Genomic DNA, 15,125 nt, shown 5'->3' on the forward strand with positions numbered 1-15,125 from the left:
ATCCACCTCCAACTATTTTTGTGCTTCTTTGACAGTAACAGTAATAGTTTCTGGTATGATTCGTTTTAATTTAAAGCCATCTGGTACTGTGACAACAGGGCTGACCTTGTGTTTGCCTGGCTCAAGGGTCCTAGAATCTATCTCCACGAGTATGTCCCTCGGTTCAAGCTGTTTGAGACCAATTTTGGGTCCTTCAAGTACTGCTGATACAACTTTTGGCCAAAATTTAAATTTTTTGGGGCCTCGGTGTATCACTGGAATGTGTGTAATACGGCGTTCGCCTTGTACAGGGCCTATATTGACGATTATCTTGACAGAACCGGTGTCAACAGGGCTCGCATGTATCTTTCCCAGATCCAGGGCCACGGTTCTTTCTATTGTTGAGGTTGCTCCTCCAATATCAATTGGCAGAGTGTCGATCTTTTGCAGACGCATGAGTTCCTTTTCTGGTCCTATGAGGAGGACTTCGCTTGGATCTACCATAATATTAATTATTTTGAAGTATTCATTGGGTTTTCCGTTTACCACTGGGTGGACCAAAACCCTCTTTCTGAGGAGGTGATCCAATTCGATCTCAATATTTTGAGGATTTATCCTCATCACTCTGATGCCAGCAGGAAGTGGAATGCTGTCTGGGGTAATATGGACTAAAAATTTCCCTGGTACTGCCCCTTTCAAGTCTATAACTCGGCTAATACCTTGAGTGGCCACAGCCCTTATAAGGCTCCTTGGTCCATAGACCCGGACGTCTATATAGGAGGGCACATCGTTGGCTACTACAAGATTGGAAGGAATGTTTACGAGTTCAACAGGCAGGGAGATTGTAATTTCTGCTTTTTCTTCCCCTACTACGAAGAACCAAAGCATTATGGCAAACGCCAGTGACAGAATTTTTAGGCCGAGATTTTTGGTCATCCGAGGAGCTTCCTCCTCCACCAGGGCTTGTCATTTTCTTCAATGGAAAATGCATTGTGCAGGATTCGTCTTAGTAGACTTGAGTCAATATTTCTGGTCAATTTTCCATCCATTGCAACTGATATGGAACCTGTCTCCTCTGATACCACTACGGCAACAGCGTCTGTCTGCTCAGTAATTCCAATGGCAGCCCTGTGTCTGGTGCCAAGTTGGCGATCGATATAAGGACTTGTGGACAGAGGCAGCACGCAGCCGGCCACTGTGAGTCTACCCTTCTGGATGATAACAGCACCATCATGGAGGGGCGATTCTTTATTAAAAATGGACTCAAGGAGACTCTTTGAGACCTCTGCATCAAGGAGGACTCCTGAATCTATATGGTCATTGAGTCCTACGCGCCTTTCCATGACAATGAGGGCTCCAGTCTTTGAGGAACTTAGGGAAGAGGCGGCCTTTGCAATCTCTTCAAGGGTATGAAAGGTCTTTATCCTCATTCGGATAAATGGAGTTTGCCCCATTTGAGTTAGGGCCCTTCGAATATCATCCTGAAATATTATGACTATTAGCAGGAATAATGAACTTAGGATAGTACCAAGTAGCCAGTGTAGGGTATAGAGTTGCAACCACCTTGCAGCAAAATAGATCACTGTTATAAGGGCAAGGCCAGCTGCCATTTGCACGGCCCTTGTCCCACGAATGAGGAGGATGACCCTGTAGATGATAAAGGCCACAACCAGTATGTCCACTAGGTCCTGCCACCTTAATACCGGTATGTAGCCCTGTATCACCTGAAACATCGCCTATTTCCTGCAAATGCTCATATGTTGTCCATTTCTTACATGTTCCATAAGTGCTTCTACCACCTGGAGAAGTCTTCGTGTCCAATCCACGTTGTGGACCCTTACGATATCTGCTCCCCTAATGACTGACCAGGCAACAGCACCAAGGGTAGGAATGTCTCTTTCTTTGGGGTCCTTTAGGCCAGTTATCTCACCGAGAAATGATTTTCTTGAAACTCCTATGAGTACCTTTGCACCAAGAGACTTAAAATAATCAAGGTTTGCAAGGAGTTCTAGGTTGTGATTAAGACGTTTTCCAAATCCAATACCAGGATCGACTATGGCCATCTCTCGTGAGATTCCAAGGCTCTCTATATAGTTCAGTCTCTCCTCGAGGAAGTCGTAGACTTCTTTGACACAGTCGTTATATGAAGGGGCTACCTGCATATCCCTTGGCGTTCCCTTCATGTGCATTAGGCATACCGGACACTTAAAATCCTTAATGACCTCTGCCATGTCAGGATCTGCCCTTAGGGCGCTAACGTCATTCACTATGTCTGCCCCAACACTGAGTGCAGCACGGGCCACTCCGGCCTTTTGGGTATCGACAGATATCAGAGTCTTGGTCCTCTTGCGTATTTCTTTTATTACCGGTATGACTCGTCTCTTTTCTTCTTCCAGGTCCACAGGCTCTGAAAAAGGCCTTGTAGATTCTCCTCCTATATCGAGTATGTCTGCTCCTGCCTCTAGGAGTGACATAGCGTGTGAGACGGCCTTTTCTGTCTGAAGAAAGAGGCCGCCATCTGAAAATGAGTCGGGGGTACAATTAACTACCCCCATAATGAGGATCTTTTTTTGCGAGTTCAGAGGGGACCTACTCTCCTCTTCATACCCTGGTAGTGACCTTTGCTGTGAGTAGTTAGCTGTTTTTTTTTCTATCACGCCTCTTGGGAACACCTCTTCATTATTTCGTCGATATCTTTTGCTGTAAGCGTTTCCTTTTCAAGTAGAGCATTTGCTATGCCATGTAGGCAATCTATGTGTGTCTCAATAATCTCCTTTGCCTTATTGTAAGCACTAAGTACCAGTTTTCTAACCTCTTCATCTATTTGCTTGGCCGTCTCCTCGCTGTAGTCTTTTACCTGGCCAAAGTCCTTGCCAAGGAAAATGTGCTCTTCATGTTTGCCAAATGCTACTGGGCCAAATTCATCGCTCATACCCCAGTTACACACCATTTTTCTTGCAAGATCAGTGACCCTTTCTATGTCGTTTCCTGCACCTGTTGTGAAGTCATTTAGGACTAATTCTTCAGCCACTCTACCTCCAAGGAGTATAGAGAGTTTATTTGCGAGATAACTCCTCGGATATGTGTGCCTATCATCTTCTGGCAGCTGCTGGGTAATACCCAGAGCCCTTCCCCTTGGTATAATGCTCACCTTGTGTATGGGATCAGAGCCTGGAAGTAGTTTTGCGACCAATGTGTGTCCTGCTTCGTGGTAGGCAGTGGTGCGCTTTTCTTCCTCTGAAAGTATCATGCTCTTTCTTTCTGCACCCATCAATACCTTGTCTTTGGCCTTTTCAAAGTCATCCATTCCAACAGTATTTTTATTGGCACGTGCAGCCAAAAGGGCTGCCTCATTTACCAGATTTTCCAGGTCAGCCCCTGAAAATCCAGGAGTGCCCTTTGCGATAACGGATAGGTCCACTTCTTTTGCCAATGGTATCTTTCTGGCGTGAACCTTGAGGATCTGCTCTCTTCCTCTGAGGTCTGGAACAGGCACTGTGACTTGCCTATCGAATCTACCAGGCCTGAGGAGTGCTGGATCCAAGACATCTGGCCTGTTTGTGGCTGCAATGACAATTACTCCTTCAGAGGTCTCAAAACCATCCATCTCCACAAGGAGCTGATTTAATGTCTGTTCTCTTTCATCGTGACCTCCTCCAAGGCCTGCGCCCCTGTGACGTCCAACAGCATCGATTTCATCTATGAAGATTATGCACGGGGCATTCTTTTTGGCCTGTACAAAGAGGTCCCTTACGCGGGATGCTCCGACTCCCACAAACATTTCTACGAAATCGGATCCGCTTATGCTGAAAAAGGGACATCCTGCTTCTCCTGCAATGGCCTTTGCAAGGAGGGTTTTGCCAGTACCCGGTGGCCCTACAAGGAGTACTCCCTTGGGCGGTCTGCCTCCTAGGCGTGTGAATTTTTGTGGATCTTTCAGAAAGTCGATTATCTCAGTGAGTTCTTCCTTTGCCTCATCAACGCCAGCTACATCCTCGAACTTAACCTTTATGTTCTGGCCAGTCAGCATCTTTGCCCGACTCCTGCCAAAGCTCATGGCCCTTCCACCGCCGCCTTGCATTTGCCTCATAAAGAATATCCATACTCCAATGAGGAGGAGCATTGGGAACCATGAGACCAGGAGGGTCATATACCAAGGAGTGTCTTCCTTAGGCTTTACTTTTATTATTACCTTTTTTTCCTTTAACAATTTGAAGAGGTCTTGATCTTGATATGGAATGGCAGTCCTAAAAGGACTCTGGTTTACGAATTGACCTCTCACCCTTTCGTTTTCTATTGTTACTTTAGCAACCTCACCCTTGTTAACATATGTCAAAAAATCCGTATAACTGATCTCTGGTATGGAGTTTTGGGGTTTACTGAAAAGATTAAAGAGAAAAACCACAACGAGGCCAATGACTAGCCAGAGGCTGAGGTTTTTATAGAAAGCGTTCAAGAAATTATCCTCCTTATTATTCTTCTTCTTCATAACCTTCAATCCCGTCTTTAATTTTGATATAATAATTCAAATTCTTTTTTAATTTCAGGCCCTGGTTCCCAGGAAAGTTTGAGCACTTCTTCGGTTGTTTGGCGCACCTTATGAGATTCTGATACTTCGATACCAGTTACTGCCACTACTTCGTTCCCTGAAATTATCAAGGGAATCATTGAACGAATATGTCTGGGGAGTTTCTTGGAAATAAAAAAATCCTTTAATTTATAAGGCCTAGGTGCCCCAAGAGGCCAAAATCTCTCCCCATTTTGTCTTGTTCGAATAGTGAGAGGAAAGCTCACAGAACTGGCATCCAAAAAAAGGTCCTTAGGGAAAAGTTTTTCACTATTATATTTGTATTCAAATTTTTTTGGAGACCGCTCTATGCGCAAACTTCCTAAGGTCCTTGAAAGGGCGATGTCTCCTGGACCGTCAATTTTCTTTGGCTCCAGGGTGTCAAATTTATCGGCAAAAATGTTTTCTTTCTCAATGCCTTTACTATAAAAATATAATTTACCATAAATTTTTTTTGCAACAACTCCTGCTGGGAGGTCAATTTCTTTTGTGGAGCCTTGAGTGCTAACGAGACGATCAATGGATTCAAGGTGTTCCAGTGTGAGGTTTTTGAATATATCAGGTTTCAAATTTCTCAATGCCAATTTAAAGACCCTTCTTTTGATGGATGAAGGTTTGTTATTTAATCTGTTGAGAGCTAAAATAATAGCTCCATTTTCTTTAGAAAGAACCGCCTTGTCAAAGATTTTTTTAGCAAAATGATCAAGGAATTCATCATCTTCCCTTAAGACTTTGGCAGTCCTTGAGACAGTTTTGGTAATGGCTGGATTTAACTTTTTTAGTATGGGAACAACCTCGTTGCGTACTTTATTTCTTAAATATTTATTAGAGAGGTTGGAGGAATCAATGCAGAAGTCCTGTCCCTTTTGTTTTAAAAATGCGAGTAGTTCATGCTTTTCAATGCCAAGTAGTGGGCGTATAATTTTATCCTCGGTCCTCAAAGGGATACCAGAGAGTCCAGAGAGGCTTGCGCCCCTCAATAGCCTCATGACCATTTCTTCCACTTGATCGTCAGCGGTATGGGCAGTGGCAATCCAACTTGCTCTCAGCCTATCCCTTAGATTCCTCAGGAATTTATAGCGGAGTTCCCTTGCTCCCTCTTGGATAGAAAGGCCCTTGGCCTTTGAATAGCTTTTCACCTCGCCATGACCAAGAAAAAATGGAAGTCCTAGCTTTTGGGAAAAATCTTTGACAAATAAGGCATCTCTTTTTGACTCTTCTCCTCTTAGACCGTGATCAAAGTGCGCCACATACAGAGATAACGCAAATTCTTCCTTTAAATCATCGAGTGCCAAGACAAGGGCCACTGAATCTGGACCACCTGAGCAGGCCACAACAACTGAATCGGCTTTCTCAATTCCAATATGATACAAGGTCTCACGGACCTTTTTTAGCACGCTCACCCGCCTCCAGCACCTCTTGCAGCGTTAAGAGCTGCCATAATCTCCATTATCGAGGCCTTTCGAACATCAAGTATCTTGGCATCTAACGTAATGGTCTTTCCAGCTGCAGGGTGATTAAAATCTGCAACTACATAATCGTCACAGATTTCTTTTACAGTGAAGGCAATATCGTTTCCATATCCACTAGGTTCATGATAGAATTCGCCCTCTTTTAAACGTTCAGGATGCTTTAAATTTGCAATGGGTACCTCATTGACAAGGTCTGGGTTGTAGGGACCAAAGGCCTGTTCAGGAGGGACGTCAATTTGGACAGAATCATCCTTTTCATGGCCTAAAAGTGCCTTCTCAAGAATGGGGTGAACTCTGTCTCGTCCGTATATAAATTCGATGCTCGATGGTTTCTTTATTATATCAGGAGTTTCTCCATCCTTTACCTTCATGGATATGTTTACTTTTACGATGGTGTCTAATCCGATCTTCATTTATCTTTCCACACCTCCTATTTTGAGTAAATGAAGCTATTTTCTCCTGTTTTTTTTATTGATAAATTAACATCTATATCCCTTTTGGGAAATACCTTCTTTTAAAACAAGAGTAACAAAATGCTTAAAAAAGATTCTTTTAAAGGTTCAATGCTCTTTTTAGTCGGACTCACTGGGGGTATTGGTACAGGCAAGAGCACTGTATTGGCAGGCCTGAAAACTAGAGGTTTTTCGTGTATAGACGTAGATAAGTATGCAAAGGATGCCCTGAGAAAAGGAACCAGCTGCTATGAAAGGGTCGTGGCACTATTTGGTCCTTCAATTCTTCTGCCTAATGGAGAGATCAATAGGGCCTGCTTAAGAGATATTATACTACAGGATGCCCAAAAAAGAAGACTCCTGGAAGATATAGTTCACCCTCAGGTCTTAAGTGATTTGGAGGCACAGATAAAGGCCTATGTAGAGCAGGGGATAGGAATAGTAGTTGTGGAGGTCCCTCTTCTATATGAAGTGGGCTGGCAGTCTTTGTTCGCTTGTGTGGTTTGCGTAGTCTCTAGGGAAGAAACCGCTTTAAGACGCCTCATGAGGAGACATAATGTAGACGAAGAAACAGCAAAGACCTGGTTAAGGACCCAGATTCCCATTCAAGAAAAGGCCAAAATGGCAGACTTTGTAGTTGCAAATGATGGTTCGATAGAGGAATTGGAAGAAAAGGTAGAGGCCTTGGCCAAGTGGATTAAAAAAGAATACAAAGACTGTGTTGCAGTGTTTTAAAGTAGAGGTTATATTTACGCCAATTGTTTCGCCCGCCCATAGCTCAACAGGATAGAGCAACGGACTTCTAATCCGTAGGTTCGGGGTTCGAGTCCCTGTGGGCGGGCCAATAAAATCAAGGGGTTGGCAGTTTCTGACATCCCCCTTTTTGCTTGAGGGCTAAATCAGGGCTAAACATCGTCCTGGTTTTTCTCTCAATTTTCCCTCACAGGCTTTTTTGTAGATGAAACCAAGAATCTTTCCAGTTCTCTCCTTGCATACCTGATACAAGGTTTTTTCCCTTGTCCCTGGGTCAAATCCAGATAGGCTGGACCGCGTCCGAGCTTACGCTATCTGTCCAGGGTCCTGATGTCTAATCCCAAAAGCTGGGCTGTCTCCTTTCTGCTAAGTACTTCCTTCATTGTTATAACCTCCTGGGCTGATCCTTTTCACTCTTTCCTTATATCTCATGTGCCAATCAAAAGGGCGGGTCCTCATAACCTTCCGGAGGGGCCCCTTCCATCAAGGCATCCCTATTTCTATCCCTACCTCCTGGTGGGCTTCCGTCCCTGTCTCTTCTTTCGCTCACCACCAGCAAGCCGTCCCACTGTCCGGAAACCGGCACTGTGTCAAGCTTTACACTCATCTTGCCGTTGTCTTTTTCTATGAGCACTATCTGGCCTGCGCCAAGGTTCACCGCCCTTATGGTCTTTCCTCCCACAGCCACCCTGAGCCTCAGGAGGTTTCCCTGGAGATATGGATAAATGCGTTTCACTCCTTGATAAGCCTCTTTAGTTTCCTTCGCTTTTGTTTTGGCACAAAGGACAAAACCGCCTCCAGAGCATCTTTCAGCTCCTCTTGGCGGGCTGAAAGGTTCCGCTCCCTCTCCTTTAGGGCAAGGGCCTTTTCCATTATCACCTTTTGCGGCTCTATGCCTGCCTCTGCCCTGCGCTTCAGCCAATAAAGCTCAAGCCTCAGATCCTTTAAGATGCTCTTTTCTCTTTTTAACCAGCGCCTGAGCTTCCTGTATCTTGAAAGGGCCCTTGAGGCCTCGCTCCTTAGCTGGCGCCTGAAGCCAAACTCATTCATCCTCATCTCAAGCCGCTCTCTCGGGCTAAAAAGGGGCATCTCGGCAATTATTCTTGCGTCATAGTCTCCCTGGCTAAAGACTCCATCTGCACCAATGGTCCCTGCACCTGTGCCAAAAGATGCCCTTGCCCTTATCCTCAGCCTGGAAAAGGCGTTTTCATTGTAGCGGCAAAGCTCCCTTAGCTCCGGGTTGTTTCTTACTATGAACTCAAGGGCATCCTGGGCCTTTGAAGGGGAAGCATGGAGCAAAAAGGTCCATAAAACTGCAATTAAAAGGCAGACTGCATCTGCCCTTGAGCGCCTCTTTCGCCTCTGATATAAAGCTACCCCTTTCATGGTTTTACCCTTTTATCTTCCTGATGTATCCAACTGCCTTTCCGTCAGAAGAAAGGAGTTTCTACCTTCCATCTTCCGGCTTTACCTCATGGGGAAGAAAGTCTGGCCGAAGCACCCTTGCGGCAGCCTTCAGCGCCAGCAGGTGGTTGTCTGCTCTCATCCTGATTTTCATTTTCCTCCTGGTCCTGGTGGGAATCTTTATCTCGAATGTGCCTTCTTTATTCATCTATATAGGCCGCCTTTCTGGTGTAGCTTTCCAGGGTTCCCACCACGTCTTCCAGGGACCTTGCAACAAAGCCCAGGCCACCTTGCCGGTTCACTGCGGAAAGAAAGGCCTCCTGGCGCCTTGTGAGCCTGCCCCGCCTTGTCTTCACCTCTATGGCAAGGAACCTGCCACCCGGTAGCACTCCGAGTATGTCCGAAACCCCGGGCCTGCTCATTGGCCCCTGCCACTGTTTCCAGACGAAAAAGCCGTTCCATGAGACCCAGGCCATTATCTGCCGCGTAATTACCTTTTCAGAAAGCCCACCGCTTATGCCAGACGACACCTTTTCATTCAGCTTCTCATTTGCCTCCTATTATTTTCATCTCGCCTGTCTGTATAAGTTTCCTAATGGTCCCCTCCACCATGAGTCCGTCTTTCATGAATATGCAAAGGCCATCTGTTATCTCAAAGGTCATTCCCTTATAAGACACCCTCATGCCTGCACTTATGGCCACAGGCTGAAGGTCTAGTCCCTTCCTTGGAGGCTCAAAGGCATCAAGATACCTGATGGGAAGCCTGATCCTGGATGGCTCGATCCGTCCGGCCCTTATCTCTGAAAGAAGAAGCCTTGCCTTTTCCTCAAGCCGTTCAGGGAGTCTTGTGCCAAATATCCTCTTCCATTCAAGGAAGACGTCCTCCTCCTTTCCTGTAAGGCGCCTTTTCTTACCGGCCTTCCTTTTTTGTTATTGTTACCCGGTTCGGGAACGCCACATGTCTGGGGCATGTCCTTTTCCCTTGGGCCATCCGGCCTGATCCCTGGCCTTTGTGCTTTAAACCAGACGGAATAGTCCTTGTTTATTCCAAGAAAGAGCCTGCCGTTTCTCTTCTCTAGATGAATGAGGCCCCTCGTCTTCAGCCTCCAGACGGTTTCATGCACGTGATCGAACCTTATTCCTGTCATCTTCTCTATCCTTCTTACCGGTATAAAATCCGCCTTCTTGTTAATACCATAGGGCAGACGGACGATGGCCAGCCACACCAAAGCCTCGCGCTTTGTAAGCCTTCTGCCTGCCTTGAGGAAGGCGTCCAGGAGCTCGTTTGCAATGCGGGTAAATACATGTTCGCACTGTGGGCTTGCCACTTGCTTTCACAGCAAAAAAGGGGATCAGACCATCTCCACTTCCAGTTCAGTGGGGTGAAAGTCAGCCTTGACCTATCTTTGTTGGAGCCTTACCAGCTCAAACAGGTTTTCTCTTCCCTTTTGGTCGTTTATGGCAAAGGTCAGCACTACCTGGGCCTCTATCTCCTCTGCCTTCCTGGTGTTGGTCACCTTCTTTATCTGAAAAATTTGATCCATTTCCTTCTCCTTTCTCTTTCCGTAACTCGTCTCTATTAGACGCATAATCTTCAAAAAAATATCCTGGCTCAACCTGCAAGGCCTCTGCCAGACCTGCCAGGGATGATGCCCTTGCCTGGTGGACCCCAGCCTCTATCCTTCTAAAGGACACCTCTGAAATAGAAGCCTTTTTGGCAAGGGCCCTCTTTGAAAGGCCAAGGTCAAGTCTTCTTTCAGCTATCTTTTCATTTGCAAATCTCCAGGCTATCTCCAGCACTCCGACATGAACTCTTAAAACTCTCTATAACAAATAAGACGCAAAAAAGCAAACAAAAGGTTGCATTTTGTTCCCCTCAAATGTAAACTCGAAAGAAAAGGTCGCACCTGAAGGAAAAAATCCAAATGCCAACCTATTGGGAAATGATAAAAGAGGCCAGGAGCCAGCTCAAACTCAGCAGGAGACAAGTTGCAGAAAAGGCAGGGATCTCTGAGGCCCACCTGCGCTTTGTGGAAAAGGGAGAACGCCCCATGTCACCAAAGACCTTACAGAAGGTGGCCAGGGTGCTAAAAATGGACGAGACCAGGGTCATAGACGCGTGGCTCCAGGAAAACGTCAAGGGCATGAGCCTTGCGCCAAGAGACCTCCAGAAGGTTCCCATCATCTCCTGGGTAAATGCCGGTGATTTTGCCATGGCAGACGATCCCAGGCAGCTTGCAGACTATGACGAATGGGTCTGGATCCAGACCAGGGGGCCAAATGTCTTTGCCCTGCGAGTAGAAGGCGATTCCATGGAGCCTGAGTTCAGGGAGGGGGAGATCATCATAGTAAACCCGCACATAGCCTGGGAGGTGGGAAACTATGTCATTGTCAAGAACTCAGATGGCGAGGCCACTTTCAAGCAGATCAAGAAAAAGGGGGACAAGTGGGTGCTCCATCCGCTCAATCCCAAATATGAGGACATAGAGGTGGACAACCGCCAGCTCTATGTAGTTGGGGTGGTAGTGGAGAAGATTAAGAGGTATTGAGAGGTTAATTTTTAAAGAGATATAGTGGCTGGATATGCTAACAGTGTTTTTTAATTTGAATTTTAAAAGTTATCTTTCGATAATTTCAAAAAATAGAAGGTATCATGGTACGTCTTGAAGATCTCTCAATGGGATCCATCGTAAAAGGCATTTTGCCTGATGGATTTGTTACAGTCGTAGCTGTTCAGTGGATCGGATCTGAGTGCATAGAACTCACCTACAAGGACAGCAAAGGCCGGCTTGGAAACGAGCTGATGTACAGAAATCGCGAATCGGAACTCGAACTCGTCGAAAGCGGACGGCCCTGGAGTTTCGATGGCGATCCTGCCCTCTTCCGCCTGGTCTCAGAGGCACACAGGATCCGCCTGGCCTATCTCTTTGATCCGCTCCTTGCCGTACACACATCCCTGGTGGATCCCCTGCCGCACCAGATAACCGCTGTTTACGAAGACATGCTGCCCAGGCAACCCCTGCGCTTTTTACTCGCGGACGATCCCGGTGCTGGGAAGACCATAATGACAGGACTTTTCATAAAGGAATTGATGGCAAGGGGCGATCTTGTCCGCTGTCTTATAGTCTGCCCTGGAAACCTGGTAGAGCAGTGGCAGGATGAACTTCACCGGCGCTTTCATCTACCCTTTGAGATAATGACCAACGACAACTACGAGGCAGCGCGGACTGGAAACTGGTTCAATGAAAATCCCCTGGCCATCTGCCGACTGGACAAGTTGAGCAGAAATGAAGACGTACAGGAAAAGCTAAAGACCACTGACTGGGACCTGGTAGTTATTGACGAGGCCCACAAAATGAGCGCCTCTTTCTGGGGAGGCGAAATCCGCCGCACAAAACGCTACAAGCTCGGTCAACTTCTCTCCACCCTCACCCGCCACTTCCTGCTTCTCACAGCCACGCCGCACAATGGAAAGGAAGAAGACTTTCAGCTCTTCATGGCCCTGCTGGACGGTGACCGCTTTGAAGGCAGATTTAGAGATGGCGTCCATTCCATAGACGTCTCGGACCTCATGCGCCGTATGGTAAAAGAGGAACTTCTCACATTTGATGGTAAACCCCTATTCCCAGAGCGCCGGGCTTATACAGTGGAATATACCCTGTCAGATGGCGAGGCTGAACTTTACAAAAAGGTCACTGATTACGTCCGGGAGGAGTTCAACAGGGCTGAGCAACTAGAAAACGAGGGCAGGAAGGGCACTGTTGGCTTTGCTCTTACCATCCTGCAACGCAGGCTTGCTTCCTCCCCCGAGGCCATTTATCAGAGCCTGCGCCGCCGTCGCGAACGTCTTGAAAAACGTTTGAGGGAAGAAGAGCTTTTAAAACGCGGGGCTGAAGCCAGTTTGAGCTGGAAAAAGGAGGTGCCTTCCTTCACATCCGAAGATCTAGAAGACCTGGAGGATGCACCTGACAGCGAGGTCGAGGAAACTGAAGAGAAGGTGGTTGACCTGGCCTCGGCAGCACGCACCATTGCCGAGCTCAAAGCAGAGATTGCCATTCTGAAAAGTCTTGAAAAACTCGCTCTGGAAGTAAGACAATCAGGATCAGACAGGAAATGGGATGAGCTTTCAAGCCTTCTCCAGAATCAGGGAGAGATGTTTGATTCCTTTGGCCATCGCAGGAAGCTCATCATTTTTACAGAACACAAAGATACCCTTTTCTACCTGCAGGAACGTATCGGTGCTCTTCTTGGCCGTCCTGATGCAGTGGTCACCATTCATGGAGGCATGGGAAGGGAAGAACGTCGAAAGGCGGAACAGCTTTTTACCCAGGACAAGAAGGTTGAGGTGCTAATCGCAACGGATGCAGCAGGCGAGGGAATCAATCTCCAACGCGCGCATCTCATGGTCAATTACGATCTTCCGTGGAATCCTAATCGGCTGGAGCAGCGCTTTGGGCGAATCCACAGGATCGGCCAGACAGAAGTGTGCCACTGCTGGAACCTTGTTGCCTCTGAGACCAGGGAAGGAGATGTATATCGCAGGCTCCTTGAAAAGCTTGATGAGGAGCGAAGGGCCCTGGGGGGTAAGGTCTTCGACATTCTTGGCAAGCTCACATTCAATGACAAGCCATTGAGACAACTTCTCATCGAGGCTGTTCGCTATGGAGACAGGCCGGAGGTCAGGAAAAAACTAGAGGAGGTAGTGGAATATGCCCTGGATAGGGCAAAGCTCCAAGCCCTCATTGAAGAACACGCTCTTGCCCACGACACCATGGATGCCACTAGGGTCCAGAAGATAAGAGAAGAGATGGAGCGTGCCGAGGCAAGGCGCCTTCAACCCCACTTCATCTCTTCATTTTTCCTTGAGGCCTTCAAACGCCTTGGTGGAAAGGTCTATGAACGTGAGCCAAAGAGGTTTGAGATTACCAGGGTCCCAGCCGTCATCCGTAACCGTGACCGGGTTATCGGCACACGGGACCCAGTGCTGTTGAGATATGAAAGGATCACCTTTGAAAAGGCTCTCATCAACTTACCAGGAAAACCTATGGCAGAATTTATATGCCCTGGCCATCCCCTACTTGATGCAACAATGGACCTGATTTTAGAGCGCCACAGGGACCTTCTGAAACAGGGTGCAGTCCTGATAGATGAAAACGATCCTGGTAATAATCCTCGCATCCTCATCTATCTGGAACACACCATCCAGGATGCACGGGTTGATAGAAACGGCAATCGCCGAGTGGTTTCAAGGGCAATGCAGTTTGTAGAGGTATTACAGGATGGACATGTCTCTTTTGCTGGATATGCACCATATCTTGATTATCGTCCGCCAAAAGAGCAGGAGATGAAAATCATAGACCAGATATTTAGCCAAAACGGCAGACAGCGTTCAGATATTGAGTCACTGGCTCTAAAATATGCTGTTCAACACCTCGTCCCCAAACATCTTCAGGAGGTCAAGACCAGGAAAGAGGAGATGACAAATAAGATCATGGCTGCAGTAAAAGAGCGGCTGACTGCTGAGATTACATATTGGGACCACAGGGCAGAAGAGCTTAAGCTCCAGGAGCAGGCAGGCAAGATCAATGCAAAGATAAACTCAGTAAAGGCCCGCCAGAGGGCGGATGAACTCACAGGCAGGCTTCATAAACGCATGGAGGAGCTGAAACAGGAACGGCAGGTCTCCCCCCTGCCTCCAAATGTTACAGGAGGGGCGCTCATAGTACCCATTGGGCTCATCAGGAAGTATCAGCGTCCAGATGGAGACCATGAAGCCGCTACCTTTGCCAGGGAAACAACAAGAGTAGAACAGGCCGCCATGAAGGCAGTCATGGAAACAGAGAGGCGTCTCGGTTTTGAGCCATTGGATGTATCTGGAGAAAAGTGCGGCTATGATATCGAATCGAAGGATGCTCAAAACCCAGGCACACTGCGATTCATTGAAGTAAAGGGCCGGATCAAGGGGGCCAAAACCGTCACTATCACCAAAAACGAGATCCTAACCGCACTTAACAAGCCAGAGCAGTTCATTCTGGCCATAGTGGAGGTGGATAAAGATGAGACTTCCGTCTGGTATGTGAAGCGGCCCTTTAAGAAGGAACCCGATTTCGGGGTAACCAGTGTGAATTACAGGTTGGAGGATTTGTTAGTCAGAGGGAAACAGCCACTATGATCACGATGATTGAGCAGCTGGAAAAGGTAGTCGATTCTCATGAAGGTGAGCATTGCGAATTCAAGGAAGCGAAAAACAACTATTATTTTGAGACATTAGCGAAATATTGTGCATCTCTGGCCAATGAAGGCGGAGGAGATTTTATTCTTGGGGTAACTGACAAAAGACCGAGGAGAATCGTCGGGACTCAGGCTTTTAATCAACCTGAACGGAAACAGGCAGGGCTGATACAGCTTAAAAAGAGAAGAAGCGCAATATGGCGCAATGCAACTCTGATAACTTATTGAAATGTAAGTAAATAATTTGCGCCGATAAAAATAGCCAAA

16 protein-coding genes and 1 tRNA gene are annotated in these 15,125 nt (G+C 46.9%); 5 read left to right on the plus strand and 12 right to left on the minus strand.

Annotation, left to right across the window (positions count from 1 at the left end; translation table 11 throughout):
• Window positions 1-12 precede the first annotated feature (12 nt).
• From DBT_RS08630 to DBT_RS08655, 6 genes are all read right to left on the minus strand, one after another.
• Window positions 13-915, minus strand: a complete 903-nt coding sequence (locus DBT_RS08630; protein ID WP_067619247.1) for a CdaR family protein — start codon at window positions 913-915, stop codon at window positions 13-15.
• Window positions 912-1,712 (minus strand): diadenylate cyclase CdaA, encoded by an 801-nt coding sequence (cdaA, locus tag DBT_RS08635; protein ID WP_067619254.1) that lies wholly within the window; start codon window positions 1,710-1,712, stop codon window positions 912-914. The genes DBT_RS08630 and cdaA overlap by 4 nt, the downstream gene beginning before the upstream one ends.
• Before the next feature lie 3 nt (window positions 1,713-1,715).
• Window positions 1,716-2,534 carry a dihydropteroate synthase gene (gene folP / locus DBT_RS08640; RefSeq protein WP_067619424.1) on the minus strand — a complete coding sequence of 273 codons (819 nt, stop codon included), beginning with the start codon at window positions 2,532-2,534 and terminating at the stop codon, window positions 1,716-1,718.
• A 98-nt stretch (window positions 2,535-2,632) separates the two neighbouring features.
• Window positions 2,633-4,435, minus strand: a complete 1,803-nt coding sequence (gene ftsH, locus DBT_RS08645) for an ATP-dependent zinc metalloprotease FtsH (protein ID WP_067619256.1) — start codon at window positions 4,433-4,435, stop codon at window positions 2,633-2,635.
• A 50-nt stretch (window positions 4,436-4,485) separates the two neighbouring features.
• On the minus strand, window positions 4,486-5,943 hold the full coding sequence (gene tilS / locus DBT_RS08650) for a tRNA lysidine(34) synthetase TilS (protein WP_067619259.1): 1,458 nt from the start codon (window positions 5,941-5,943) through the stop codon (window positions 4,486-4,488).
• A gap of 2 nt (window positions 5,944-5,945) precedes the next feature.
• Window positions 5,946-6,431, minus strand: coding sequence for an FKBP-type peptidyl-prolyl cis-trans isomerase (locus tag DBT_RS08655; RefSeq protein WP_067619262.1), 486 nt, complete (start codon window positions 6,429-6,431; stop codon window positions 5,946-5,948).
• Window positions 6,432-6,551: 120 nt separating this feature from the next.
• Between DBT_RS08655 and coaE the strand changes: the two genes are divergently transcribed.
• On the plus strand, window positions 6,552-7,205 hold the full coding sequence (coaE, locus tag DBT_RS08660; RefSeq protein WP_083186729.1) for a dephospho-CoA kinase: 654 nt from the start codon (window positions 6,552-6,554) through the stop codon (window positions 7,203-7,205).
• Window positions 7,206-7,237: 32 nt separating this feature from the next.
• Window positions 7,238-7,314 (plus strand) — tRNA-Arg (locus tag DBT_RS08665).
• Window positions 7,315-7,662: 348 nt separating this feature from the next.
• Here DBT_RS08665 and DBT_RS08670 read toward each other — a convergent pair.
• The 6 genes from DBT_RS08670 to DBT_RS08690 form a co-directional block, all read right to left on the minus strand.
• Window positions 7,663-7,959: a hypothetical protein gene (locus DBT_RS08670; protein ID WP_067619265.1), complete on the minus strand. Its 297-nt coding sequence runs from the start codon at window positions 7,957-7,959 to the stop codon at window positions 7,663-7,665.
• Window positions 7,956-8,609: a hypothetical protein gene (locus DBT_RS08675; RefSeq protein ID WP_067619268.1), complete on the minus strand. Its 654-nt coding sequence runs from the start codon at window positions 8,607-8,609 to the stop codon at window positions 7,956-7,958. The genes DBT_RS08670 and DBT_RS08675 overlap by 4 nt, the downstream gene beginning before the upstream one ends.
• Window positions 8,610-8,670: 61 nt before the next feature.
• Window positions 8,671-8,835 (minus strand): hypothetical protein, encoded by a 165-nt coding sequence (locus DBT_RS12115; RefSeq protein ID WP_153304060.1) that lies wholly within the window; start codon window positions 8,833-8,835, stop codon window positions 8,671-8,673.
• A complete protein-coding gene (locus tag DBT_RS08680; RefSeq protein WP_067619270.1) occupies window positions 8,828-9,157 on the minus strand; it encodes a VRR-NUC domain-containing protein in 330 nt (109 codons plus the stop codon). Before DBT_RS08680 ends, DBT_RS12115 begins: the two co-directional genes overlap by 8 nt.
• A 264-nt stretch (window positions 9,158-9,421) precedes the next feature.
• Complete coding sequence (locus DBT_RS08685) at window positions 9,422-9,955, minus strand: replication protein (RefSeq protein WP_067619271.1); 534 nt, start codon at window positions 9,953-9,955, stop codon at window positions 9,422-9,424.
• 97 nt (window positions 9,956-10,052) lie between these two features.
• Complete coding sequence (locus tag DBT_RS08690) at window positions 10,053-10,427, minus strand: helix-turn-helix domain-containing protein (protein WP_067619273.1); 375 nt, start codon at window positions 10,425-10,427, stop codon at window positions 10,053-10,055.
• A gap of 125 nt (window positions 10,428-10,552) precedes the next feature.
• On the opposite strand from DBT_RS08690, the gene DBT_RS08695 reads away from it, so the two are divergent.
• The 3 genes from DBT_RS08695 (at window position 10,553) to DBT_RS08705 (ending at window position 15,086) form a co-directional block, all read left to right on the plus strand.
• Window positions 10,553-11,176, plus strand: a complete 624-nt coding sequence (locus DBT_RS08695) for a S24 family peptidase (RefSeq protein WP_067619275.1) — start codon at window positions 10,553-10,555, stop codon at window positions 11,174-11,176.
• Between the two features lie 104 nt (window positions 11,177-11,280).
• Window positions 11,281-14,799: a helicase-related protein gene (locus tag DBT_RS08700; RefSeq protein WP_067619278.1), complete on the plus strand. Its 3,519-nt coding sequence runs from the start codon at window positions 11,281-11,283 to the stop codon at window positions 14,797-14,799.
• Complete coding sequence (locus tag DBT_RS08705; RefSeq protein ID WP_067619280.1) at window positions 14,796-15,086, plus strand: AlbA family DNA-binding domain-containing protein; 291 nt, start codon at window positions 14,796-14,798, stop codon at window positions 15,084-15,086. The genes DBT_RS08700 and DBT_RS08705 overlap by 4 nt, the downstream gene beginning before the upstream one ends.
• The last annotated feature ends 39 nt before the right edge of the window (window positions 15,087-15,125 follow it).

The organism is Dissulfuribacter thermophilus, from assembly GCF_001687335.1.
Taxonomy (GTDB): Bacteria; Desulfobacterota; Dissulfuribacteria; order Dissulfuribacterales; family Dissulfuribacteraceae; genus Dissulfuribacter; species Dissulfuribacter thermophilus.